Genomic DNA, 24,370 nt, shown 5'->3' on the forward strand with positions numbered 1-24,370 from the left:
TTAGATGATGCCGTGCAGGGGGCCGCCCTTGGCTCCCAATTCGTCCACGCGCTTCTCCACCTCGGGATCCTCCTCAAGGGGCGGCGCATGGTAGGTTTTCAGTCTTGCGTCCAGCACCAGGGCCTTGTCCGCGCCCCAGTGCTTGGCGTGGGTGAAGGCCCCCGCGCCATAAATGTCCGTGGCCGGATCGGACCGGGTGAAGGTCACCCACAGGAAATTGTCCCATCCGTCCGCCGTGAAGCGGGCGTCATCGGCCACCACGATGAGCGGGAACCCTTCGATGCCCGGGACCCTGCCCAGCGTCTCTCCCAGCCGCTCCAAAGCCGGGTCCTGCTGATCCCGCTTGCGGCGATGCCGGGGGCCCTTGACGATCAGAATGCCCGGCGCGAAGACTCTCGGATCGCGGAAACCGCGCGGCAGGTCGAGCCCGGACGGAAGTTCGGTCCCCAGTTCACGCTTGCGCCCCCCGGCCACGGCGAGAATGAGCTTGGAGCCCTGGTTCAGACTGATGCCCGAATAATCCAGGGTGTCGATGGTTGTCCGGGTAATGAAATGCAAATCGCGGGTCAGATCCACCCGTTCCAGCAAATGGCGGAAAAAGGCGGGCACGTCGTGGCAGCCGGTCCCGGCGGGCAGGTCCTCGCGAGCCGCAATGAGCACGTATTTGGACAATGCGGTCTGAGTGTTGCCGAGCAGAGCCATGGCGTTGGTTAGAAGCTCCTGGGGCTGACGCTCGGCCGCGTAGGGCACATATCGCTCGCTGCCCACGGCCAGGAGCAGCGGGTGCACTCCGGCCGCGTCCACGGCATGGACTTCATGCACCCCCGCGAAGACCGACGGGACCAACTCGGCGGTCAGTTCATGGACGAACTGGCCGAACAGGGTATCTTCCTGGGGGGGGCGTCCCACGGTCGTGAAGGGCCAGACCGCGTCGTCGCGGTGATAGACCTTGTCCACACGCAGAACCGGGAAATCATGGACCAGGCTGTAATACCCCAGATGGTCGCCAAAGGGCCCCTCGGGCTTCTCGCCGCCCTTCACGACGGTTCCGCAGATGCAGAAATCCGCCTCGGCCGGAATAGGCAACCCTCCGGGCCGCCGGACCATGGGGATGCGATGCCCGCCCAGCGCGCCCGCAAAAAAAAGTTCGGCCAGCCCTTCGGGCAAAGGCATCATGGCCGCCACGGTCATGGCAGGCGCACCGCCCACCGCGATGTTGACCTTGAGCGGCTCCCCCCGGCGGAGGGCTTCGGCGTGGTGGTGGCCGATGCCCCGATGGATCTGGTAATGCAGCCCCACCTCCCGGTCCGGCACATAGTCGTTGCCAGACAATTGGACGCGGTACATGCCCAGGTTGGACCCGGCATACCCGGGCCGGGACGGATCCTCGGTATAGACTTGGGGCAACGTCACGTAGGCGCCGCCGTCCATGGGCCAGGACTTGAGCCCCGGCAGGCTGGAAACGGCCGTCTCATTGGCCATGACCGGCCCGTCGGCGACCGTCTTGGGCAAGGTGTGCCAAGCGGTCCGGGGCGCGCCCAGGTATTGCCACGGATGACGCAGCAACTCCATGGGATCCAGTTTGAGCTTCATCAACCGCTCCACCGTGTCCACGGTGTCGCGAAAAAGAAAGCGCATGCGCTCGCGGGTGCCGTAAAGATTTGCGGCCATAGGGAAACGGCATCCCCGGACGTTGCCGAAAAGCAAAGCCGGGCCCTTGGCCCGGAACACCCGGCGCTGGATGGCGCCGATCTCCAAATCCGCATCCACGCATTTGTCGATGCGAACGAGTTCCCCCGCGGCCTCAAGGGCCTCAAGGCATTCACGCGTATTCCTGTATCCCATTGCGGTTCCCGTTTGTTGACTTGTAGCGTGACAATCTAGACGGAAACAGCGGAAAAGTTAAGCGAAGAATCAATTCGAACGGGGGTCGGGAAGCGGGAGCCGCCGGGCTAGTGCGCAGCGGCGGGAGGTTGCCAGACGCAGTCGTACTCCGCGAGCGACAACCGGCGGTAGGCCAGGTCAAGCTCCTCGTCCAGCGGCTTCATCCAGCGCGAGGCGAGATTACGGCATGTGTTGCAGAACTCTCCGGGGAAACGGCATACCAGGCAATAAGGCTGATAGTCGTCGCAGCTTGCGGAATTCCAGGGACGCTGATGGCCGAGAATGCATTTCTTGTGATGGAATACGCATTCATGACAATCATTTGACATCGTTAACATTTTACGCATTGCTCAATCCTCCGAACCGGGTAATGTCTCAGTCTGCCCTGTAAGCACGGCCAACGCTTTTTTTGTATTATAATTTAAACGCCCTCGCCCGAGGTCCCCACGCCGGACGGAACATCGCGACCAACCGGCCGGAATTGCGTCACTCTTTCGCGACAACGTTTCCCGGCCTTGTCATTCGTCGGGTATCTGCTAGATTTGCCGCACCCAAAACACACGTTCGGAGGATACTAATGCCCCTCATTCAATGGGATGAAACCATGTCCGTGGACATGGACGAGCTGGACGAGCAACACAGGGAATTGATCGACCTGATCAATGAGACCTATACGGCCATCCAACGCCACGACGAGCCGCAGATGATTCTGCTCCTGGATAAAATGCGCGATTATTCCATCGTCCACTTCGAAGCCGAGGAGGCGATCCTGCGCAGTTGCGGCTACCCCGGGACCGAGGCCCACGCCGCGCAACACCGTTCCTTCGAGGCCAGGGTGGCCGACTTCCGGCGCGACATGTTCACCAAGACCAACCTCTCCCAGGTTTTCATCTTCCTCAGCCGCTGGCTGAGCAGCCACATCATGCACGAGGACCGCAAATTCATTCCCTGGCTCCCGGAAACGGACGACGAGGGAGCATAAAAAACGACAAAGGCCCCTGCCGATCGGCAGGGGCCTTGTTCTTCGCGGTGGTGGGCTATGCAAGATTCGAACTTGCGACCTCTTGCTCCGGAGGCAAGCGCTCTATCCAACTGAGCTAATAGCCCGCGGAAGGAAGTAGCTATACTTCGCCTTCACCTTTGTCAAGGCTATACTAATCCCTGAAAAGATGAAACAGGAAACGGGGCGAAGTCGCACCGGGCGGTTTCCCCTTGCAAAAAAATCTCAAAAAAGTCTATATGCTCAGGTGTCACCCGAGCGGGAGAACGCATGGAATCAAAACGCATCATTCTGGCGGTCAGCGGCGCGAGCGGCAGTCTGTACGCCGCATCCCTGATCAAGGGACTCGTCAACCGCGACGACGTGGAACTGCACGTCATCATTTCCGACGCCGCCCGAAAGGTGCTGGCCCTGGAGACCGATCTTCAGCCCGACGCCCTGACCCGAGGCGCGGCCGGGGTCCACGCCCCCGACGACATCACCGCCCCGCCCGCCAGCGGCTCGTGGAAACATGACGGCATGATCATCTGCCCCTGCTCCATGGCCACCATGTCCGCCGTGGCCACGGGCTTCGGCCACACCCTCATCCATCGGGCGGCGGACGTGGCCCTCAAGGAGCGGAGAAAGCTGATCCTGGTGCCGCGTGAAACCCCGCTGTCAGCCATCCACCTGCAAAACATGCTCACGGCCACCCGCGCCGGAGCTATCATTCTACCGGCGAGTCCGGGCTTCTACCAACGCCCGGCGACCATTGCGGACCTGACCGACCAGGTGGCCGGCAAGGTCCTTGATCAACTGGACATCCCCCACACCCTGTTCCGGCGGTGGGGCGAATAGGAGAAACGTCATGGAAATTACATGGTTCGGCCACGCGAACTTCAGAATCAAAGCCGCCGACGCCACCCTGTTCATCGACCCATTTTTCGTGGGCAACCCCAGTGCCCCCGCTTCCTACAAGGATGTGGACGAATGCAACCTCATCCTGGTCACCCACGACCACCATGACCACATCGGCCAGACCTTGGAGATGGCCGTCAAGCACGACGCCGAGGTCGTGGCCATGTTCGACGTGATCCAGGCCCTCATCAAGCAAGGGCTGCCGGAGCGCCTGGGCGTGGGCATGAATATCGGCGGCACGGTCAGCCGCCTGGGGCTGGACATCCAAATGGTCCAGGCAATGCACTCCTCGGCCCACGGCATGCCCGCGGGCTTTATCATTACCCAGCCGGGTGGCCTGTGCGTCTATGATTCGGGCGACACGGGCCTGTTCGGGGACATGGAACTGATCGGGGAACTTCACGACATCGACGTGGCCATATTGCCCATCGGCGGCAGGTTCACCATGGACGCGCGACAGGCGGCCTACGCCTGCAAGCTGCTCAAATGCAGGAAGCTCATCCCCCAGCACTGGGGAACGTGGCCCATCCTGGCCCAGAACACCCGGGACATGGCCGAACAGCTCGCCCTGGTGGCCCCGGATACCGACATGCTCGAGCTGGCCGTGGGCGAGCCCGTGACCCTCTAGTCAGCTAGAGTTCCTCGTAGACCGCCGGGTCCTGCCCCTTGAGGCGGCCATCCGGACGCGTGAGCGCGTCGATGGTTGCCATGTCCGCATCGCACAACTGGAAATTGAAGACATTCAAATTCTCCGCCCGGCGGTCGGCCGTGGCCGACCTGGGCAGGGGCACAACGCCAGACTGGATGTGCCAGCGCAGGACGACCTGAGCCACGGTCTTGCCCGTGACCTCGGCTATTTCGCACAAGGTGCCGTCTTTCAGGATATCGACGCCTTGACCCAACGGGCTCCACGCCTGGGTGACGACGTTGTGCCGCCGGTCAAAGGCCCGTTGCGGCCTCTGGGAAAAATACGGGTGCAGCTCCACCTGATTGACCGCCGGGGCCACGCCGGTTTCCCGGACCAGGGCCTCCACATGTTCGGGCAGAAAATTGCACACGCCCACCGAGCGGACCAGACCACGCTCCCGAGCTTCGAGCAGGCCCTCCCACGCCTCCACGAACAATCCGCGCTTCGGGTTGGGCCAATGGATCAGATAGAGATCCCAGTAGTCCAGTCCGGCCCGATACAGGGACTCTTCCACCGTGCGCAGGGCCTCAGCGCGCCGCTGGTGTCGGCCCGGCAGTTTGGAGACCAGGAACAACTCCTCGCGGGGGATGTCCGCCCACCGGACGGCCTCGCCAAGGGCCCCCTCATTCTCGAAGTTGAAGGCCGAATCCAAAAGACGGTATCCGGCCCGAATGCCGTCGGCCATGGCCTCCACGCCGGCGGCTCCGTTAAGCGTATAAGTACCGAGCCCGATGGCGGGCATAGTCCGGCCGTCATTCAGGTTGATGTCGGGAATACGGATTTCGTGCATGGATCGTCTCCGGGTGGATGGGCGTGAGGCGCGGGCGGCGCCAAGGCCGTTTTGGTCAACATACGGCATTTCCGACGGGATTCAACCCGGGAAATCAGGCATCTCGCGACGACTTGAGGGTCTGGAGGGCGGCGTGAATCCGCTCTGCCCGCTTGGGTCCGATGCCGGGCACCCCACCGATGACCCGAGGGTCGGCCTCCAGCATGGCGTCCAGGGACTCGAAGCGATCCCAAAGAATGCGCGCGGTCTTGGGACCGATGCCGGGCAAGGAGGTCAACTCGCTGCTCAGGACCGCCTTCTTGCGCGCCCGGCGCTGTCTGCCCAGAACGAAACGATGAGCCGCGTCGCGGATCTTCTGCAGAAAAAGCAATTCCGGACTGCCGGGCTTGAGCGGCATGGGATTCTTGCGCCCGGGCCGGAAGATCACGTCCCCCAACTCACCCGCGCGCCGCGACTCGCCCTTGGCGATGGATGCCAGCTCCCAGCCGCACTCCTCGGTGCATTCGGCCAACCCCCTTTCCACGGCCGCTATCTGGCCGCGCCCACCGTCTATGAGCACCAGATCGGGCCACGGCGGGCCGGATTCCATGCGGCGCCGCGCCCACCCGGCCAGGGCTGCATAGTCGTCCCCGGTCCCCTCAAGATCGGGAAAGGCGTACAGTCGCGACGCTTCGGGATTGCGTCGGCCGTCCTCAAAGACGACCTGCCCCACGCGCATGTTCGTGCCCCCCAGGTGCGAAGCGTCCACGCACTCGATGCGCACAGGCTCCTCGGGCAGCCGCAACGCCCTTTGCAGTCGCGACGTGATGGTCTCGCTCGTCTCCACCGCCCGGGCGGCCACGTTGCGGGCAATGCCCAAGAGCTGCTTTTCCTGGGTATTTCGGGGCGCGACGATATGCACGTTCCCCCCGCCGCGCTCGGCCAGGACCTCGGGCAACGGGGATTCATCAAGCTCCATGGGCACGACCACCGTAGGTGGAATAAAGCGGCCCGGTCCGTAAAACTGGCCGATAAAGCTCTCGACCACCTCCGGGCCTTCGTCCAGGGTCAGGCCGGGCCAGAGAAACTGTTTCTGGTCCAGGAGCCGTCCCTGGCGCACGAAAAGCAGACCAAGACCAAGCCCCTGGCCGGTCTCGGCCAAACCGATCACATCCCGGTCGCGGTTGTCGTGGATCACGGCGGCCTGTCCTTCCACCGTCTTCTTTACGGCGCGAATCTGGTCGCGGTATTCAGCGGCCAGCTCGTAGGCCATATCCATGGATGCCGCCTTCATCTTGCGGGTCAGATCGTCCACCAGCTCCAAGCTGCGGCCCGACAGGAGCATCTCCACCCGATGCACCATCTCCGCATAGGCCGCGTGGTCCACATCCTTGACGCACGGAGCCCAGCACTGGCCGATGTCGTGATACAGGCAGGGCCGTACGCGGTTGCGGAAGGCGGCGTCCTTGCACTTGCGCAGGGGAAAGACCTTGCCGAGCAGCTTCCAGACAGTGCGGGCCGCCGCGGCCGAGGTGAACGGGCCGAAGTAAACGGAGCCGTCGCGGACCACCTTGCGGGTCATGGACAGACGAGGGAACTCGTTCTGTCGGTCCAGGCGAAAGAGCACGTACTGCTTGTCGTCCTTGAGCACCACGTTGTAGCGCGGCCGGTGCTTCTTGATCAGCCCGGACTCCAGAAGCAATGCCTCTTTTTCCGTGGCCGTAAGCAGGGTGTCGATCCGCCGGATGCGGCTGACCAGGGCCCGGGTCTTGGGAGTCTGCGCCGCCGGATTGCGGAAATAGGAAGCCAGTCGGCGGCGCAACCTCTTGGCCTTGCCCACATAGAGAATCCGGCCGCGCTCATCTTTCATTAAATAGACGCCCGGAGTGTCCGGGAAACGGTCGGCAAAAAATTTGTACTCAGTGTCCATATCGGTGCGGTATTTTTTCAACACAATTTGTATGAGACGCGGCTATACGGTGAATTCCGACGCAATCCATCTTATCAAATTACACAACAACTATCTTATTTTATAAGTAATAAATACAAAACAATTGCCCGGCGAGTTCAATTTTTTGGTCGGTAAAAAAATTTTTACCCAAATGATTTTTTCGAGCAAAATCCCTTGCAAAAGGGATCAACCTGGGCTAAACGGAACAACAGTTAAGGCGTTAACTTGGTTTTTTAACCGCAAAGAAAGGAAGATCACAAATGAAACGTTTGACTTTGCTCGCAGCCGCCCTGGTTATGGTCCTGGGCATGGCTGTGTCCGCTTCCGCCGCTCCCGAGGTTTCCATCTCCGGTAACCTCCTGATCAACGCGATCTGGGAGAGCAACTGGGGCTTTGGCAAGGACCGGGCCGACCACGTAGGCGATAAGGCCATGGAAATCCGTCAGCGCGCTGACCTGTACTTCACCGTCACCGCCAACGAGAACCTGAAGGGCGTCCTTGGTTTCCGTTCCGTCAAGTCTAACTGGGGCCAGGGCGGCTTCGAGCTGGACGGCGCTGGCAGCGGCACCCGGAACACCATCGACATCCGTGACGCTTACATCGATTACAACTGGCCCGGCACCGACGTCAACGTCAAGGCCGGTCTGTACACCGTGGCTCTGCCCCAGGCTGTTGGCGGCGCTTCCATGATCATCGCCGAGCGTGCTGGCGCCGTCATGGTTTCCACCCCGGTGACCGACAACGTCTCCGTCCTGGCCGGTTACACCCGCCTGTTCGACGTTGACAACAACAAGAAAGACAACTCCGACACCGACTCCAACGAGAACACCCTCGGCGCCGGCTTTGATGACGCTTACGCTGACGGTTGGCTGCTGGCCGTGCCCCTGTCCTTCGAGGGCGTGTCCGCCACTCCGTACTTCCTGTACGCCGACTACGGCAAGAACTTCCTGCACGCCGCTTCCTACGACGCTGAAGACGCCAGCTTCGAGTACGACTCTGACACCGATGCCCACTCCTACTGGGTTGGTACCGATTTCAAGATGTCCATCTTCGATCCGTTCATCGTGCGCGCTGACCTTGCCTTTGGTAAGACTGACGTGGATGACTACGACAACGCCGAGACCTCTGGTTGGATGTTCGACGCCGCTCTTGATTACACCGGCTTCGACTTCATGACCGTGACCGGTTACTTCGTCTACACCTCCGGTGACGACAGCGACGTGAAAACGGACGGCGGCAACTCCATGCCCGTCCTGAACTCCGACTGGGCTGTTGGTTCCTTCTTCTTCGGCGGTGGTTCCATCACCTCTGACGACATCAACGGTGGCGACATCGAAACCGGTTTCTGGGTTCTTGGTCTTGATCTGGCCGACATCCAGTCCTTCGCCGACGGCCTGACCCACACTGTACACGTCCTGTACGCCAAGGGTACCAACGACGAGAAGGCCGCCAACGTCTCCAAGACCTACGGCATTGGCCTGACCGACCAGGACTCCCTGTGGGAAGTTGACTTCAACACCGACTACCAGATCTACGACGAGCTGACCCTGTACACCCAGCTGGGCTACATCAACTCCGACTTCGACGAAGACGTCTGGGGTAAGGATGTTGACGACGACGCTTGGAAGGTCGCCACTGGTGTTGTCTACAAGTTCTAAGCTCGCTTAGAACCATAAGCTGAAAAGCTTATTCGCCAAGTAACGCCCAGAGGGCCGGGGAGTGCAAACCCCGGCCCTCTTCTTTTTTTTCTTGCGGGTTGGACGAGGAACGCGGACACTGTCCGGCGGAGACGGGACGTAGCGGGAGTGCGCGACACCATCTCCCCAGACGATGCGAAAGCGGCACAACGCCCGCCCAGCCCCGCCGCCCTCGACTTTTGATCGACGCTCGGCTATAAAATATCCCCTTGGATGAACAACAAGACAACCGTCTTTCATGAGGTCATCATGCCCTGTAGAAATTTGACGTATACGAATCGGGACGACTGGACCGGCATCGCCCGCTGGCTGGGGAAACGCAAGGACCCGGACACAAAAGTGGACACCATCGTCCGGGACATCCTCGCCGATGTCCGTGAACGGGGCGACGAGGCCCTGACCGAATACACCCGCAAATTCGACTGCGCCTCCTTTGAAACGACCGGCCTTCGCGTGCCCGAAAAAGCCATCGCCACGGCCCTGGAGAAAATTCCGAACGACGACGCGGCCATCCTCAAAGAAGCCATCCAGCGGGTGCGCGACTTCCACCTGAACCAGAAGGAAACGTCCTGGTGGACCACCGCCGAGGACGGCACCATTCTCGGCCAGATGGTCCGCCCCGTGGACCGCGTCGGGCTTTATGTGCCCGGCGGCCAGGGCGGCGAGACTCCGCTCATTTCCAGCTTGATCATGAACGCCATCCCGGCCCAGGTGGCCGGGGTCGAATCCATTGCCGTGACCTCGCCGCCGCGCAAGGACGGCACGCTCAACCCGTATATCCTGGCCACGGCCGCCCTCCTCGGATTGAACGAGATCCATCTGGCCGGATCCGCCTGGGCCATCGCGGCACTGGCCTTCGGCACCGAATCCATCGCCCCGTGCGACGTCCTGGCCGGGCCGGGCAACATCTTCGTGGCCACAGCCAAATCCCAGCTCATCGGCCAGGTAGGCATCGACATGGTCGCCGGTCCGTCCGAGATCGTCATCCTGGCGGACGGTTCAGCCAATCCGCAATGGCTGGCGGCGGACATGCTGTCCCAAGCCGAACACGACCCCCTGGCCGCCTCCATCCTGGTCACTCCGGACGCGGAACTGGCCGCCCGGGTCCGGGAAGCGCTGACGCCCCAATGCGAGGCCTTGCCGCGTTGCGACATCGCCGCAAAATCGTTGGAAAGCTGGGGCGCGATCGTCACCGTGCCCGACATCGAAACAGGGACTGAACTGGTCAACCTGCTCGCCCCCGAGCACCTGGAACTGGCCGTGGCCGATCCATGGCCCCTGCTCGGCTCCATCCGCCACGCCGGCGCCATCTTTATGGGCCACACTTCGCCCGAGCCCGTGGGCGATTATTTTGCCGGACCCAACCACGTGTTGCCCACCCTGCGCACGGTTCGTTTCTCCTCCGCTCTTTCAGTGCAAAACTTCTGCAAGAAATCCAGCGTGATCGCCACGAGCCCAAGCTACGTGGCCGAACACGGTGCCAAAATCGCCCGACTGGCCAGGTTGGAAGGACTCGAAGCCCACGCCCGCAGCATGGAACAACGCAACAAATAGTAGTACAATCATAAAGAGGAATATCATGGCTGCCGTTTTTGAAACCAATATCACCGAATACCCGCTCATCTCCCGGGGCAAGGTCCGCGACATCTACGAGATCGACGAGAACAGTCTGCTCCTGGTGACCACTGATCGCATTTCCGCCTTCGACGTGGTCATGCCCGACCCCATTGAGGACAAAGGCAAGGTGCTCAATCAGATCACCCTGTTCTGGATGAAGATGATGGAGGATCTGGTTCCCAACCACATCCTCGCCACCAACGTGGATGACTACCCCGAACCGCTGCACAAATACCGCGATCAGTTGCAGGATCGCTCGGTCCTGGCCAAGAAAGCCAGCCCCTTGCCCATAGAATGCATCGTGCGCGGCTTCATTACCGGCACAGGCTGGTCCGACTACAAGAAGACCGGGGAAGTCTGCGGCCACAAGCTGCCCGAAGGGCTCCAGGAATCCGCGATGCTCGAAACGCCGCTGTTCACCCCATCCACCAAGGCGGACCTGGGCGAGCACGACGAGAACATCTCCTTGGACAAGGCCGCCGAACTGCTCGGCGAAGAGAAGATGCGCAAGGTCGAAAAACTGGCGCTCGACATCTACACTCGGGCCCGCGACTACGCAAAAAAACGCGGCATCCTCATCGCGGACACCAAATTCGAGTTCGGCATTCTGGACGGGGAACTGCTCTTCATCGACGAGGCCCTGACCCCGGACTCCTCCCGTTTCTGGCCCGAGGCAGGGTACGCGCCCGGCAAATCCCAGCCGAGCTTCGACAAGCAGTACTTCCGCGATTGGCTGGTGGAGATCGGTTTCAACAAGCAGCCGCCCGCGCCCCATGTGCCCGCGGACATCGCCGCCCGGACCCGCGCGAAGTATCTCGAAGCCTACAGGCTCCTGACCGGCGAAGATCTGAAGGTCTAGGAGAGATCATGCCCGAATGGCTGCAACTCATCGCCTTGGTCATCGCTGGTCTGGCCATCGGCCGGTTCCTGCGGGGCAAATTCGGCGGAGGTTGAGGCCCGTCGAAACAATGCGGCTGGACGCCGCCCGAGGACAAAGATAAGCAATCCGAGGACAAGGATGGGAAATAGGCGATGCGGAGCCCGGACCGCCCCTTGACAGGCGGCCCGATTCCCCATATGTAACCCCTCTTGCCTTGCTCTCCCCCAGGTGGGGGAGGGCCAATGACCAAAAGGAGTATGAAATGGCAAACAATTACGAGACGCTCGTCCTGCTCTCTCCGGAGCTGGCTGAGGAAGACAGGAGAGTCATCCTGGACAACCTCACCGGCATCGTGGACCGCGAGGGCGGCAGCATGGTTGAGACCGACGACTGGGGCATGCGCCAGCTGGCCTACCCCGTCCAGAAGCAGACCCGTGGATACTACGTTCGCCTGGTGTACGACGCCCCCGGCGCGCTGGTTGCCGAACTCGAGCGCAACATCCGCATCACCGACGGCATCTTCAAGTTCATGACCGTCAAACTGGCTGCCTAGGAGGTTTCACCATGGCTTTCCGCAAAAAATTCACCCCGAGGAAGAAGTTCTGCCGCTTCTGCGCGGATGCAGAGCTGCCGCTGGATTACAAGCGTCCGGACATCCTCCGCGACTTCGTCACCGAGCGCGGCAAGATCATCGCCCGGCGCATCACCGGCACTTGCGCCAAGCACCAGCGCCGTCTGACCAACGAGATCAAGCGCGCCCGCCAGATGGCCCTGCTTTTCTACACCACCGTTCACAGCACCGATGTGAAGAAACGGAGCTCCATGTAGGAGGGAGGACCGATGAAACTTATCTTACGCGCTGACGTCGACGCCCTTGGTCGGCTCGGAGACATCGTTACCGTCAAGCCCGGCTACGGCCGCAACTACCTGATCCCCCAGGGTCTGGCCAAGCCTGCGACCACCGCCAATCTGAAGGCCTTCGAACTGGAGCGCCGCAAACTGCAGGAGCAGGCCGATTCCCTGCGCGCCCAGGCCGAAGGTCTGGCCGCCCGCATCGCCGCCGCGCCCGTCGAGATCGAAGTGCGTGTCGGCGACGGCGACAAGCTGTACGGCTCCGTGACCACCACCAACATCGGTGACGCCATGGAAGCCGCCGGCATCGAGATCGATCGCCGCAAGATCATCCTGGCCGAGCCCATCCGCTCGCTGGGCGAATACGAGATCGAAATCCGCCTGCACCCGGACGTGCGCGGTGAGCTGAAGCTCTCCGTCGTCCGCCATGGCGGTCCCGTTGTCGAGGAAATCGAAGAGACCGAAGTAACCGAAGAAGTGGCCGAGGCCGTCGAGGAATCCATAGAGAATGCCGAAGACGCCGAAACCGCCGAGGCCTAAATCAGGCCAGTACGCCGATAATCCGGAAGAGGCCCTGGACAGGGCCTCTTCCGATCTCCTACGTAAAGTCCCGCCCCATTCCTTCGAGGCCGAGCAGTCCGTTCTCGGCGGCGTGTTCCAGTCCGAGAACACGTTCCACCAGTTGGTGGACATCATTGGCCCGGACGATTTTTATTCTCCGGTCCACCGGGACATCTTCAAAGCCTTCACCCAGCTTTACGACGCCCACCAGCCCATCGACGTGGTCACCGTGGCCAACCAGTTGACCCAGAACGGGACGTTGGACACCGTGGGCGGACCGGTCTACCTGGCGGAACTGTCCGACTCCGTGGTCAGCGCCTCCAACGCCCTGCACCACGCCCAGATCGTTCGCGACAAGTGCATTCTGCGTGATCTGATCGACATCTCCAGCGGGATCATCTCCAACTGCTTTTCCTCGCGCGATGTGAGCGAGGTCCTGGACGAATCCGAAAAGGAAATCTTCCGCATCGCCCAATCCAAGGAGATGCGCGGCATGCTGTCCAGCGGACAGTTGGTGCCCAAAGTCTTCGATGAGTTGACCGCCCGCTTCAACAACAAATCCGTGGTCACGGGCATCCAGACCCACTACCACGAATTCGACAGCATGACCGCCGGGTTGCAGAACTCGGACCTGATCATCATCGCGGGCCGGCCGTCCATGGGCAAGACCGCGTTCGCTTTGAACGTGGCCCTGCGCGCCGCAGCCCGGTCCGAATGTCCCACGGCCATCTTCTCGCTGGAAATGTCCATGGAGCAGCTCATGACCCGTTTGCTGGCCGTACAGAGCAAGGTGGAACTGTCCAACCTGCGCACCGGCTATCTCGACGACTCGGACTGGAACAAGCTGTACGAGGGCGCTGACGTGCTCAGCAAGGCGCCGATCTACATCGACGACACTCCGGCGCTGTCCACCCTCGAACTCCAGGCCCGCTGCCGCCGCCTCAAGGCCGAGCACAACCTCGGGCTGGTGGTGGTGGACTATCTCCAGCTCATGCGCTCCAGCGCCCGGCCCGACTCCCGCGAGCAGGAGATCTCCGACATCTCCCGCCACCTCAAGGCGCTGGCCAAGGAACTGAACGTGCCGGTCATCGCTCTGTCCCAGCTCAACCGCAAGGTCGAGGAACGCACGGACAAGCGCCCCATGATGTCGGACCTGCGCGAATCCGGAGCCATCGAGCAGGACGCGGACATCATCATCTTTCTCTACCGTGACGCCGCCTACAACAAGAACGAGGACAACCCGCTCAAGAACCACGCGGAAGTCATTATCGGCAAGCAGCGCAACGGCCCCACCGGCCGGTGCGAGCTCTTCTTCAAGAAGGAATACACCTTGTTCGAGAACATGGACGCCACTGCCTATCCCTCCGAGCTGCCCGAGGGATTCCACCAAGACTCCGACTAACCTCAATCTCGCGGAACCGCTATGTACTACGATCCGGTAGAAACCCTGGACCGCGCCGCCCTGGAAACACTCCAGGCCGAACGCCTCAGACAAACCATCGCCATCGCCAAGCACTCCCCCTTCTATGCCGAACGGCTCAAGGGGGTCGAACCCGGCGACATAACGACCCCGGCGGACATCACCGACCTGCCCTTCACGACCAAGGACGACCTGCGGAGCCAGTATCCCCACGGCCTGCTGGCCCGGCCTCTGGAAGACTTCGTCCGGCTGCACGCCTCAAGCGGCACCACCGGCTCGCCCGTGGCCGTATTCTATACCCAGAAGGACCTGGACACCTGGGCCGATCTCATGGCCCGGTCCATGTACTGCTGCGGCTGCCGCAAGAGCGACGTGTTGCAGAACACCTCGGGCTACGGCCTGTTCACGGGCGGCCTGGGCATCCACTACGGCTCCGAGCGGCTGGGCATGCTGACCATCCCGGCGGGCACGGGCAATACCAAACGCCAGATCAAGATGATCTGCGACCATCATGTTACGGTCCTGCACATCATCCCGTCCTTCGCCCTATATTTCGCCCAAAAAGTCCGCGAGGCGGGCTTTGATCCCAAGGACATGCCCTGGCGCATTGCGCTGATCGGGGCCGAGCCCCATACCGAGGAGGCTCGGGCCAAGATTGAAGAGCTGATGCACATCAAGGCCTACAATTCCTATGGCCTGTCCGAGATGAACGGGCCGGGCGTGGCCTTCGAGTGCGAATGCCAGAAGGGCATGCACCTGTGGGAAGACGCCTACATCGCCGAGATCATCAATCCCGAGACCGGGGCACACGTGGCCGAAGGCGAGGTGGGCGAGTTGGTCATGACCACGCTGACCCGCGAGGGCATGCCGATCATCCGCTACCGCACCCGTGACCTGACCCGCTTCCTGCCGGGCGAATGTGAATGCGGCCGGACACACCGACGCATCGACCGCATCGCGGGCCGGGCCGACGACATGATGATCCTCAAGGGCGTGAACATCTACCCCATGCAGATCGAGCAGTGCCTCATGGCCATGCCCGAGGTGGGCCAGAACTACCTCATCGAACTCGTCCGCGAGGGCGTGTCCGACCAAATGCGCGTCAAGGTGGAGATCAAGGACGAATTCTTCGTGGAGGACATGCGCGTGCTGCAGGGCTTGCAGAAGCGCATAGCCAAGAACCTCTGCTCCGAAATCCTGGTCACGCCGCGCGTGGAGTTGTGCCAATCGGACTCCATCCCCAAGGCCGAGGGCAAAGCCGTGCGGGTAGTGGATCTCCGCGGCAAGGAGTAGCCCCGCATGGAATACGTCTGGGCCATCCTGCTCATCCTGGGACTGCTGCTCTCACAAGTGCTCCAGCTCTTCAGCATGCCCGCCAACTGGGTGGCGCTGGGGTTGGTGGCGCTGTGGAAATACGCCTACCCCGAGTCCATGACCTGGAACTTCGTCATCGTCATCGGCGTGGCCGCCGCTCTGGGCGAGGCCCTGGAATTCGGCCTCCAAGCCTGGGGGGCGGGCCGCTACGGCGCGTCCGTGCGCGGCAACGTGGGCGGTATCGTCGGAGCCATTGCCGGAGCCATCTTCGGCGCGCCCTTCTTCCTCGGCCTTGGCGCGCTCCTTGGCGCACTCGGCGGAGCGTATCTGGGCTGCCTGGCGGCCGAGATCCCCGGCCGTACCCGTCCTGAGGCATTGCGTGCGGCCAAGGGCGCGTTCGTGGGCAAGGCGCTCGGCTTCACGGTCAAGACCGCCATCGGCGCGGCCGTGGTCATCCTGTCCATTCCGCGCGTCTGGCCATAACCAGCTTTCCCCTTTCCCCGCAGCTACTCAATCAGTCCGCGCTCGCGCAGGTAGGCCATGACCCGCGTGGTCTCGCCCATGCCTGTAGTCCCGCGCAGGGCCAGGGGCACGGCGCAGGTCTCCAGAATCTCGTCCACGGTGGCGCCCAACTCCAGGGCCTGCTCGCATTGAAAGAGAATGCACGCCCGACAGCCAATGCACAGGGACGCGGCCAGAGCCATGAGTCGCTTGTGCTTGCCGCTGACCGCCCCGTCCTTGTAGACCTCGCGATTGAGTTCGTCATAGGGTTCCGCCACCTCGGGCATGAGCTTCTTGAAAGCGGCGGCGTTGCCTTCATTCGCGTCCTTCAATTCCATCTGCTTCTCGACCATGCGGACCTCCGTATTGTTTGGAAGGTCCACTATGCCCCGCAGACAGGGGGCGGACAACCCGGAATTCCCGATACGGGCTATCGGCGGCGGTAAATCCTTTCCGTCGGCTGCCCGGGCGGTATGGCCGGGGCCATGCCGCCCGGTTTTGCCCCTTATTCCATCAGTCCCTTTTCCCGGAGGTACTCCACCACCCGGGCGGTCTGGGACGATCCCATGGTCCCGCCCAGGGACACCGCCACGGCGCAGGCTTCAAGAAGCTCGCCTACCGTGGCCCCCAGGGCAAGGGCGTTTTCCGTCTGGTAGAGGATGCAGCCCCGGCAACCGTGGACCAATGCGCCCACCAGGGCCATGAGCCGCTTGTGCTTGCCGCTAAGCTCCCCGTCCTTGTAGACCTCTGCGGGCAAGGCCTCATAGGCCTCGGCGATTTCCGGCATGACAGCCTTGTAGGCTCCCCAGTTTTCGCTGATACTTTGGTGCAATTCCAATTGATTTTCAGTCATGGCGGACTCCTTGTTGTGGTTTCCACCAGATTGCCCGAGATGAAAACATTCGACAAACGAATTGTTTTTATCTAACATATCAACATGCTTGATGACACATCTTTAATCCAACTTCCACCGGACCTCTTGCGCACATTCGTGGCCGCCGCCGACAGCGGCAGCTTTACCAAGGCCGCTCCCCTGGTCCACCGCACCCAGTCAGCGGTGAGCATGCAGATGCAACGGCTGGAACGGGACCTGGGGCGGACGTTGTTCCACCGGGAGGGAAGGGGCGTGGCCCTGACCTCCGAAGGCGACGTGCTCTACCGTTACGCCCGACGACTGCTGGCCCTGCACGATGAGGCCCTGATCGCGCTGGGCGGCCCCAGGCTGCATGGCGTGGTTCGCTTCGGCGCGCCCGAAGATTACTCCACCCGCTACCTGCCCGGTGCGCTGCAACGGTTCGCCGCCGCCCATCCGGGAGTGCAGGTGGATGTGTTCTGCGATGATTCGATACGGCTGCGGGACAAATTCCGGACCGGGGAGCTGGATGTGGCGCTGACCACGGAAGAACGCGCCGGGACCGTGGATTCCCGGCCGCTGCCCCTGGCCTGGCTGGTGGCGGAACGGGGCGCGCCCGTGGATCGGCGTCCCCTGCCGCTCGCCTTGTACCACACGGGCTGCCTGTACCGGCGCAATGCACTGGCCGCCCTTGAACGGGCGGGCATCGCCTACCGCGTGGCCTATGGCAGTCCAAGCATGACCGGTGTGCTGGCGGCCATCCGGGCAGGGCTGGCCGTGGGCCCGGTCGCCGTGGGCACGACCATGGAGGGCTGCCGCCTGGCCATGCCCAGGGACGGCTTGCCGAACATCCCTCCAGTGGCCACCCGCTTGCGCGTCAGGCAGGATGCCGCCCCGGCCTTGCCGGAGGCTTTTGCCGGTTTCTTGCGGCAGGAACTGGCCCTGCTCCCCTAACGCGAGGAAAAAACTCCCGGCAATTCCCGGGCGGCCAGTTCATACCCGTGCTGGATGATGGGTCCGGCCTTGTCGAAGTCCATCATGCTGCACAGGTTGATGGGGATGCTCAAAACCACGTCCGGCGGGTAGGCGGCGATCTTCTGCCGGGCGATGGAACCCTGCATGGCGTCGAAGGATTTATAGAGGATGTCATAGGCGCGATTCTCCTTGCGCTTCATGACGATCTTGTCGGTCATGGAGCCGAGGAAATCGGCCACGGCTTGGGACACGCCCGAGCCGTTCTCGTCCCCGTTGTGCCGGTCCGGTCTGATCTCGGCCCCCTTGACCGGAGGGGCACACAGGTTCACGGCGATGGTAAAGTCCGTCAGGTCGCTGAAGGTCGGGGCGATGGGCACGGGGTTGAGAATGCCGCCGTCGATAATGTCCTCGCCGTCCACCACCACGGGCTTGAAGAAAAGCGGCAGGGCGATGGACGCCTTGATGGCGTCGAAAATAGGCCCCTTGCGGATCCAGACTTCCTTGCGCCGCGAGATGTTCGCCGCCACGGCCGTGAAGCTGATCCTCAGGTTCTCAATGCGTTCCTCGCCGACCACCTGGCGCAGGGTGTCGATGAGTCGGTCGCCCTTGATCAGGCCATCCATGCCGAAAGAGACGTCCATCAGGGCCAGCATGTCCCGCTTGGTGACACCGCGCGCCCAGCGCTCGTACTCGTCGAGCTTGCCGATGGCGTGAATGCCGCCCACCAGTGCGCCCATGGAACAGCCCGAAATGGACTTGATCTCGCAACCGTGCTCCTCAAGCCAGCGAATGACGCCTATGTGCGCCAATCCACGGGCCCCGCCGCTACCCAAAACCAGGGAAATGGTTTTCTTACTCACATTGTACTCCGGTTTGGACGTCCGGCCGCAAAGGCCCGCCGCCCCGTTGTTTGCGAGGCCAGCCTACACAATTTTGACTTGCCATACACTACCTTTTAGGCGACCCTTTGGTCCCTTTTGAGGCGTGCATGACGAGAGCAACCCTATTCCCATCGGATGGACCAATGACTGCCGATATTTTTCCCTCTTACCGCGGACACATGGAATACTTCTGCCTGGGCTGCGGCAAGCGATTCCCCACGGATGAACTGTACTACACCTGTCCCGACTGCGGCGGTGTATTCCTGCTCGACAACCTGAAGTTCGACGAGTTGAAACAGACTTCGGGCGAAGGGTGGCGGACCATCTTCGACGCACGCGCGGCCTCCAAGAAGACCGCCCTGCGCGGCATCTTCCGCTTCTACGAGCTCATGGCCCCGGTGCTTGAAGAGGAGGACATCGTCTACCTCGGCGAGGGCAACACCCCGCTGGTGGCTTCGAGCCCGGCGCTCAACGCGGCCACCGGCCTGACCACGGCCTACAAGAACGACGGCCAGAACCCGTCGGCTTCGTTCAAGGACCGGGGCATGGCCTGCGGCTTCTCCTATCTGCGTTCGCTCATCCGCCGCCACGGCTGGGACCAGATCCTGACGGTCTGTGCCTCCACCGGCGACACCTCGGCCGCGGCCGCGCTCTATGCCTCCTATGCGGGCGGTGCCATCAAGTCCGTGGTCATCCTGCCGCACGGCAAAGTCACCCCGGCCCAGCTCGCCCAGCCGCTGGGCTCCGGGGCCGTGGTCCTGGAAGTGCCCGGCGTGTTCGACGACTGCATGAAGGTGGTCGAACACCTGGCCGACAACTACCGGGTGGCCCTGCTCAACTCCAAGAACGCCTGGCGCATCCTGGGCCAGGAGTCCTACGCCTTCGAGTGCGCCCAGTGGTACGACTGGGACATGGCTGGCAAATGCATCTTCGTGCCCATCGGCAATGCGGGCAACATCACCGCCATCATGGCCGGCTTCCTCAAGCTTTACGATCTCGGCATCATCACCGAGCTGCCGCGCATCTTCGGCGTACAGTCCCACCACGCGGACCCGGTCTACCGCTACTACGCGGTGGGCGACCCCAAGGAACGCGAGTACCACCCGGTCAAAGTCGGCGCGTCCGTGGCCCAGGCGGCCATGATCGGCAACCCGGTGTCCTTCCCGCGCGTCAAATACTTCGCCGAAAAATTCGAGGCCATAGGCGGCAAGCGCGCCTTCCAGGTCCTCCAGGTGACCGAGCAGCAGATCATGGACTCCATGATCCAGGCCAACCGCAACGGGCACATAGCCTGCACCCAGGGCGGCGAGTCCTTTGCCGGGGCCAAGCGCGCCCTGGAACTGGGCCTGGTGACCAAAGACGAACTGTGCGTCCTGGATTCCACGGCCCACCAGCTCAAATTCGTTGATTTCCAGAATATGTACTTCGACAACAGTTTCCCGCCCGAGTTCGGCATCGAGCCCGACATGCGGCTGGCCAACAAGCCGGAGCTGATCATCACTCCCGAGGAAAAGGAAACCCTGTCCGAAGCCGACTTCACCCGCCGGACCGCCGACAACGTGGTCGCCAAACTCGGCCTGGAGAAGAAGTAACCCCTTCCCCGGTCGAAAGAGCCCACCGATGCCCAAGAAACAACGCGCGGATCAACTGTTGGCCTCCCAGGGGCTGGCGGAAAGCCGGGAAAAAGCCAAACGGCTGATCATGGCCGGCAAGGTCCACTACATGGATCACGGCCAGAAGACGCCCGTGGCCAAGCCGGGCCAGCAATTCGCCGGGGATACGGAGTTCGTGGTCCCGGAGGACGACCGTTTCGTATCGCGCGGGGCCTACAAGCTGCTCACGGCAATTGAGGAATTCGCCATTGATTTCAATGGAAAGATAGTCATGGACGCGGGCGCGTCCACAGGCGGCTTCACGGACTGCGCGCTCCAGCACGGGGCGATGCGAGTCTACGCCGTGGACGTGGGCTACGGGCAACTGCACGAAAAACTCCGTCAGGACGACCGTGTGATCAACCTGGAACGGACCAACGTGCGCCATGCCGACCCCGACCTGATCCCCGAACCGGTGGATGTCATCGTGGCCGACGTATCCTTCATCTCCCTGACCAAGATATTGCCCGCCTGCCTGCAATTCCTGCGGCCGGGGGGCGAGTTGGTGGTCCTGGTCAAACCCCAATTCGAAGTGGGGCCGGGTCAGACCGACAAGGGCGTGGTCCGGGATGAAACGCTACGGCAGTCGGCCGTGGACATGGTGCTGGATTGCTGCCGGGACGAACTCGGGCTCATGGTGCTCGGCGTGGTTCCGTCCAAGATACTGGGCCCCAAGGGTAATCAGGAATATATGGCCTACCTGCGCAGGCCGGAATAACTCATGCTCCAAGGACTTGTCTACGCGGTCATCTCCGCCGCCTGTTTCGGCTCCATGGCCATCCTGGTCAAGTTCGGTTACATGGCGGGTATGGACGGGGCGGTGATGATGCAGATGCGCTTCACCGTGGCCGTGGTCCTGCTGCTCTTCTACCTGTTGGCCAAGACGCCCCGGCTGTTGCGCATCTCCCTGCGCGACCTGGGCAAATGTGCCTTTCTGGGGCTGGTGGTCTATTGGTTGCAGACCACCTGCTTCGTCAACGCCCTGGAAACCATCCCGGCGTCCACGGCGGCCCTGGTCCTGTACGGGCACCCCATGGCCGTGACCCTGCTCGCTTCCCTGTTCCTGCGCATGCGCGTGGACCGGGTGGTCATTCTCTCCCTGGCCCTGGTCATGGTCGGCTGCTGCCTGGTCTTCTACGACGCTTTCCTGCGCGAGGTGAATACCGCGGGGCTGGTCTACGCCCTGGGGGCCATGGCCACCTTCTCGGTCTACCTTATCCTGGTCCAAATCCTGCTCAAGGGATTAAAGCCGCTCACGGCCACCTTCTACGTCATGGCCTTCACGGCGATTTCCTTCACCTTGTCGGGCGACATCCACGCATGGACGACCCTGGACCCGCAACAAGCGCTCATCAGCCTGGCCCTGGGGCTGTTCCCGGGCGTGATCGCCGTGACCTTCCTGTTCACGGCCATTGAGCGGATCGGCAGCGCATACGCCTGCATCTTCTCATCCGTGGAGCCGATCATCACCCTGCTGGCGGCAGCGGTCTTCCTGGGCGAACCCGTGGTCTGGCTCCAGATATGGGGCGCGGCCCTGATCATCCTGGGTATCGTCACGCCCAACCTGCGCCTGAGGCGGACCGAGGCGGGCTGATCCCGGCCTAATTCCGCTTGTCCATGTGTTTGCCCAGCAGCTTGAGATGGGCCTTTTCCTCGCGGGCCAGGAGTTGCAGGACATTCTTCGTGTCCTCGCTCTGGGCCTGCATGGCGCAACGCAGGTAGTAATCCAGGGCCTGGGCTTCGACCATGGAAGCCAGCTCCAGCACCCCCTGGTCGCTGTCGAAGGCGCCGGGGAAACGATCCATGAACTCGCTGACCGGCACCCCGCCCTCGGCCATGTCAGAACTGTTGCGCAGGGCGACCGCCTCAAACTCGTCGCGGCTCATAACCTTCTCGGCGATGCGGGTGTACAGCTCGTACAGTGTGTCTTTGTGCTTATCCTCGAACCCGGCCAGCTCCATGAACAATTCGATGCGCTCCATGGTCTCGGCCATATCCGCGCGCTGCACGTAGAAGGCCTGGAGCACGTTCTCCATGGAGTATGCCTTGAGAATGACCTCGGCTGGACTCTCGGCTCCGGTGAAGGCGATCATGCCCAGCTCCATGGGGCCGAACGCCCCTTCCCCCTCCCAGGCGGAGATGCCGCCCACCAGATTGTTGATGTCCTCGAAGCCTTGCCCCTGAAGGAGCGCGGCAGCGGCCATGGACCGGCCGCCCGAGGCGCAATAGACGAGCAACGGACGCCGCTTGTCCAATTCTTCGAAGTGATCCGGCAACAGGGACAGGGGTACGAGCCGCGCCCCCGGGATATGGTCCTGCTCGTATTCCGCTTCTTGCCTGACGTCGAGAAGCGTATAGGAGTCAGGTTTGCTGCCTTCCATGAATTTACGCGCCTGGTCCGGCGTCATCTGTGTGATGGTGGACATGATTCCCTCCGATAATCCGGTCTGAAGGGCGAAAAAATACCCCGTTTAAGCAAACTTTAGGAGGGACGGCCCGGCCCGTCAACAGAATGGGGGGGCGGCCTACAGAAAAAACATGGCCGCAGTGGCCAGGAGCACGAAACCGGTTCCGGCCCAGTCCCGAGCCGCCCAGGCGAAATCCGGCTCCCAAGCCTCGGCCCGGTCCAGGCCCCGGCAAGCCACGGCCAAGGTCTGGTTCCAGGTCTTCTGGCCGAGATTGCGAATGACCGCCTGGGGAATCATGCGCATGCGCCGGAAGAACCCGGCCTTGGGACAGCGCCGGGCAACCACCCCGCGCACCCCGGACAGGGTGGACAGGCAGACCGGCAGGAAATGAACCATCAGCGACAGGGACAGAGCGATACGCCAGGCCCGCTCCCGGCCCAAAAACGGCCGAAGCGCCCAGGCCACGGCCAGCCCGAGGGCGCGGGCCGAGGTGGACAGGGCCAGGCACAGCCCGAGCATAAGCAGGGCCACCAGCCGAACGGCCAGTTGCGCCGCGTCCGAGGCCATGTACTCCACCGGCATTCCGGTGACGCCGTCGAGCACGGCCTTGACCGCCACCCAGAAAAAAACAAAGGAAAGCAGGCTGCGGACCATCTTTCCCCCGCCCGGTTGGCCCACGGCCAGAAAGCGACCCAACGCCAGCAGAAACACGGCGCACCCGGCGGCCGCCAGGACGTCCACCTTCCACAGCCCGGGGCCGATCAGCAGGGCCGCCGCCAGCTTGAGCCGAGGGTCCAGGGAACGGACCCAACCCGCCACGTCGGGCATCAGCGCGCCCCCTCGTCCCACGGCACGATGGTCCGGCAGGCGGTCCACGAGCCCGGCGCGCGCACCGAATGCTCGGCCACGCGGTCCAATACGGTCTCGGCCGGGCCGTTCAGGGCCAGTGCCCCGTCGTCAAGCACGGCCAGTCCGTCCACCAGGTCGATGAAGCTGTCCAGGTCATGGCTGGAAACCACCTGGGTCAACCCGGCCTCGCGGTTGGCCCGGATCAGGGCGCGCATCTCGCGCACACCGGGATAATCGAGCCCGCTGAACGGTTCGTCCAGCAGCAACACGCACGGCCGGTCCAACAAGGCCGCCGCCAGGCAAAGCTTGCGCTTGGTGCCCCAAGACAACGTGTGTACCGGACGGTCCCAATACTTCAACAAATTGAGCCGGTCTGCCATAGCCCGGGCTTCGGCAACGGCGGCCTCACCACGTTCGCGGCCCAGGAGCAGATCCTCCTCCACTGTGGCCCCGAGGATTTGCAGGTCCGCGTCCTGCATGACCAGCCGACAAACCTGGCGGATGCCGCCTTCATGGCCCGGGCTGACCCGCCCGGCCACCTCCAGGCTCCCCTTGGTCGGGGCGTACAGCCCGGCCATGAGCGCAAGCAGCGTGGACTTGCCGCTGCCGTTGGCCCCGGCCAAGCCGAGCAGCCCCCCTTTCTCCACCTTCAGGGAAACTCCGGACAGGACTTCGTCCCCGGAGGAATAATCGAACGTAACGGTATTGAGTTCTATCATTG

At 62.5% G+C, this 24,370-nt stretch carries 26 protein-coding genes and 1 tRNA gene; 16 read left to right on the forward strand and 11 right to left on the reverse strand.

The features are described 5' to 3' along the window. Both J0909_RS01440 and J0909_RS01445 read right to left on the reverse strand, forming a co-directional pair. Positions 1 to 1,845, reverse strand: a complete 1,845-nt coding sequence (locus tag J0909_RS01440; protein ID WP_207259833.1) for a UbiD family decarboxylase — start codon at positions 1,843 to 1,845, stop codon at positions 1 to 3. Between the two features lie 107 nt (positions 1,846 to 1,952). After that, complete coding sequence (locus tag J0909_RS01445) at positions 1,953 to 2,231, reverse strand: hypothetical protein (RefSeq protein ID WP_207259834.1); 279 nt, start codon at positions 2,229 to 2,231, stop codon at positions 1,953 to 1,955. A 230-nt stretch (positions 2,232 to 2,461) separates the two neighbouring features. Here J0909_RS01445 and J0909_RS01450 point away from each other — a divergent pair, with 230 nt between their 5' ends. After that, positions 2,462 to 2,866 carry a bacteriohemerythrin gene (locus J0909_RS01450; protein WP_207259835.1) on the forward strand — a complete coding sequence of 135 codons (405 nt, stop codon included), beginning with the start codon at positions 2,462 to 2,464 and terminating at the stop codon, positions 2,864 to 2,866. 48 nt (positions 2,867 to 2,914) lie between these two features. On the opposite strand, the gene J0909_RS01455 is transcribed toward J0909_RS01450, so the two are convergent. Beyond that, positions 2,915 to 2,991, reverse strand: a tRNA-Arg gene (locus J0909_RS01455). Positions 2,992 to 3,154: 163 nt separating this feature from the next. Here J0909_RS01455 and J0909_RS01460 point away from each other — a divergent pair. Then, on the forward strand, positions 3,155 to 3,721 hold the full coding sequence (locus J0909_RS01460; RefSeq protein WP_207259836.1) for a UbiX family flavin prenyltransferase: 567 nt from the start codon (positions 3,155 to 3,157) through the stop codon (positions 3,719 to 3,721). A gap of 10 nt (positions 3,722 to 3,731) precedes the next feature. Further along, positions 3,732 to 4,409: a metal-dependent hydrolase gene (locus J0909_RS01465; protein WP_207259837.1), complete on the forward strand. Its 678-nt coding sequence runs from the start codon at positions 3,732 to 3,734 to the stop codon at positions 4,407 to 4,409. A 4-nt stretch (positions 4,410 to 4,413) separates the two neighbouring features. On the opposite strand, the gene J0909_RS01470 is transcribed toward J0909_RS01465, so the two are convergent. Continuing rightward, the gene (locus J0909_RS01470; RefSeq protein ID WP_207259838.1) at positions 4,414 to 5,259 is read right to left on the reverse strand and encodes an aldo/keto reductase; all 846 of its coding nucleotides are present in this window, start codon (positions 5,257 to 5,259) and stop codon (positions 4,414 to 4,416) included. Between the two features lie 94 nt (positions 5,260 to 5,353). Beyond that, a complete protein-coding gene (gene uvrC / locus J0909_RS01475; protein WP_207259839.1) occupies positions 5,354 to 7,168 on the reverse strand; it encodes an excinuclease ABC subunit UvrC in 1,815 nt (604 codons plus the stop codon). A 281-nt stretch (positions 7,169 to 7,449) separates the two neighbouring features. On the opposite strand from uvrC, the gene J0909_RS01480 reads away from it, so the two are divergent. The 9 genes from J0909_RS01480 to J0909_RS01520 all read left to right on the forward strand — a co-directional run bounded on the left by J0909_RS01480 (position 7,450) and on the right by J0909_RS01520 (position 16,013). Beyond that, complete coding sequence (locus tag J0909_RS01480) at positions 7,450 to 8,847, forward strand: outer membrane homotrimeric porin (protein WP_207259840.1); 1,398 nt, start codon at positions 7,450 to 7,452, stop codon at positions 8,845 to 8,847. Positions 8,848 to 9,135: 288 nt separating this feature from the next. After that, the gene (gene hisD, locus J0909_RS01485; protein ID WP_207259841.1) at positions 9,136 to 10,440 is read left to right on the forward strand and encodes a histidinol dehydrogenase; all 1,305 of its coding nucleotides are present in this window, start codon (positions 9,136 to 9,138) and stop codon (positions 10,438 to 10,440) included. A gap of 25 nt (positions 10,441 to 10,465) precedes the next feature. Then, entirely contained in the window at positions 10,466 to 11,362 is an 897-nt protein-coding gene (locus tag J0909_RS01490; protein ID WP_207259842.1) for a phosphoribosylaminoimidazolesuccinocarboxamide synthase, read from the forward strand. 283 nt (positions 11,363 to 11,645) lie between these two features. Then, positions 11,646 to 11,936 (forward strand): 30S ribosomal protein S6, encoded by a 291-nt coding sequence (gene rpsF, locus J0909_RS01495; protein ID WP_207259843.1) that lies wholly within the window; start codon positions 11,646 to 11,648, stop codon positions 11,934 to 11,936. 11 nt (positions 11,937 to 11,947) lie between these two features. Next, positions 11,948 to 12,211 (forward strand): 30S ribosomal protein S18, encoded by a 264-nt coding sequence (gene rpsR / locus J0909_RS01500; protein ID WP_014321549.1) that lies wholly within the window; start codon positions 11,948 to 11,950, stop codon positions 12,209 to 12,211. A 12-nt stretch (positions 12,212 to 12,223) separates the two neighbouring features. Further along, positions 12,224 to 12,775 (forward strand): 50S ribosomal protein L9, encoded by a 552-nt coding sequence (gene rplI, locus J0909_RS01505; protein ID WP_207259844.1) that lies wholly within the window; start codon positions 12,224 to 12,226, stop codon positions 12,773 to 12,775. Continuing rightward, positions 12,744 to 14,198: a replicative DNA helicase gene (gene dnaB / locus J0909_RS01510; protein ID WP_207259845.1), complete on the forward strand. Its 1,455-nt coding sequence runs from the start codon at positions 12,744 to 12,746 to the stop codon at positions 14,196 to 14,198. Before rplI ends, dnaB begins: the two co-directional genes overlap by 32 nt. A 21-nt stretch (positions 14,199 to 14,219) precedes the next feature. After that, a complete protein-coding gene (locus J0909_RS01515; RefSeq protein WP_207259846.1) occupies positions 14,220 to 15,509 on the forward strand; it encodes a phenylacetate--CoA ligase family protein in 1,290 nt (429 codons plus the stop codon). A gap of 6 nt (positions 15,510 to 15,515) precedes the next feature. Continuing rightward, a complete protein-coding gene (locus J0909_RS01520) occupies positions 15,516 to 16,013 on the forward strand; it encodes a DUF456 domain-containing protein (protein WP_207259847.1) in 498 nt (165 codons plus the stop codon). Between the two features lie 23 nt (positions 16,014 to 16,036). Here J0909_RS01520 and J0909_RS01525 read toward each other — a convergent pair whose 3' ends face one another. Both J0909_RS01525 and J0909_RS01530 read right to left on the reverse strand, forming a co-directional pair. Next, a complete protein-coding gene (locus J0909_RS01525) occupies positions 16,037 to 16,384 on the reverse strand; it encodes a carboxymuconolactone decarboxylase family protein (protein WP_207259848.1) in 348 nt (115 codons plus the stop codon). A gap of 152 nt (positions 16,385 to 16,536) precedes the next feature. Further along, positions 16,537 to 16,884 (reverse strand): carboxymuconolactone decarboxylase family protein, encoded by a 348-nt coding sequence (locus tag J0909_RS01530; protein ID WP_207259849.1) that lies wholly within the window; start codon positions 16,882 to 16,884, stop codon positions 16,537 to 16,539. Positions 16,885 to 17,010: 126 nt separating this feature from the next. On the opposite strand from J0909_RS01530, the gene J0909_RS01535 reads away from it, so the two are divergent. Beyond that, positions 17,011 to 17,838, forward strand: a complete 828-nt coding sequence (locus J0909_RS01535) for a LysR substrate-binding domain-containing protein (RefSeq protein ID WP_286181664.1) — start codon at positions 17,011 to 17,013, stop codon at positions 17,836 to 17,838. Here the strand turns inward: J0909_RS01535 and J0909_RS01540 are convergent. Next, a complete protein-coding gene (locus J0909_RS01540) occupies positions 17,835 to 18,719 on the reverse strand; it encodes a patatin-like phospholipase family protein (RefSeq protein ID WP_207259851.1) in 885 nt (294 codons plus the stop codon). The genes J0909_RS01535 and J0909_RS01540 overlap by 4 nt on opposite strands. Positions 18,720 to 18,883: 164 nt before the next feature. Between J0909_RS01540 and thrC the strand changes: the two genes are divergently transcribed. Genes thrC through J0909_RS01555 form a run of 3 tightly spaced genes read left to right on the forward strand, consistent with a single transcriptional unit; the run spans position 18,884 to position 21,986 of the window. After that, the gene (gene thrC, locus J0909_RS01545; protein WP_207259852.1) at positions 18,884 to 20,332 is read left to right on the forward strand and encodes a threonine synthase; all 1,449 of its coding nucleotides are present in this window, start codon (positions 18,884 to 18,886) and stop codon (positions 20,330 to 20,332) included. A 28-nt stretch (positions 20,333 to 20,360) separates the two neighbouring features. Then, positions 20,361 to 21,110, forward strand: a complete 750-nt coding sequence (locus J0909_RS01550; RefSeq protein WP_207259853.1) for a TlyA family RNA methyltransferase — start codon at positions 20,361 to 20,363, stop codon at positions 21,108 to 21,110. 3 nt (positions 21,111 to 21,113) lie between these two features. Continuing rightward, on the forward strand, positions 21,114 to 21,986 hold the full coding sequence (locus tag J0909_RS01555) for a DMT family transporter (RefSeq protein WP_207259854.1): 873 nt from the start codon (positions 21,114 to 21,116) through the stop codon (positions 21,984 to 21,986). Positions 21,987 to 21,993: 7 nt separating this feature from the next. Here J0909_RS01555 and J0909_RS01560 read toward each other — a convergent pair whose 3' ends face one another. The 3 genes from J0909_RS01560 to J0909_RS01570 form a co-directional block, all read right to left on the reverse strand. Next, positions 21,994 to 22,818: a rhodanese-like domain-containing protein gene (locus J0909_RS01560; protein ID WP_207259855.1), complete on the reverse strand. Its 825-nt coding sequence runs from the start codon at positions 22,816 to 22,818 to the stop codon at positions 21,994 to 21,996. 99 nt (positions 22,819 to 22,917) lie between these two features. Continuing rightward, positions 22,918 to 23,628, reverse strand: coding sequence for an energy-coupling factor transporter transmembrane component T family protein (locus J0909_RS01565; protein ID WP_207259856.1), 711 nt, complete (start codon positions 23,626 to 23,628; stop codon positions 22,918 to 22,920). Beyond that, positions 23,628 to 24,368, reverse strand: a complete 741-nt coding sequence (locus J0909_RS01570; protein WP_207259857.1) for an energy-coupling factor ABC transporter ATP-binding protein — start codon at positions 24,366 to 24,368, stop codon at positions 23,628 to 23,630. The genes J0909_RS01565 and J0909_RS01570 overlap by 1 nt, the downstream gene beginning before the upstream one ends. Between the last annotated feature and the right edge of the window lie 2 nt (positions 24,369 to 24,370).

The sequence above is a fragment of the Desulfovibrio sp. Huiquan2017 genome, assembly GCF_017351175.1.
Taxonomy (GTDB): Bacteria; Desulfobacterota; Desulfovibrionia; order Desulfovibrionales; family Desulfovibrionaceae; genus Pseudodesulfovibrio.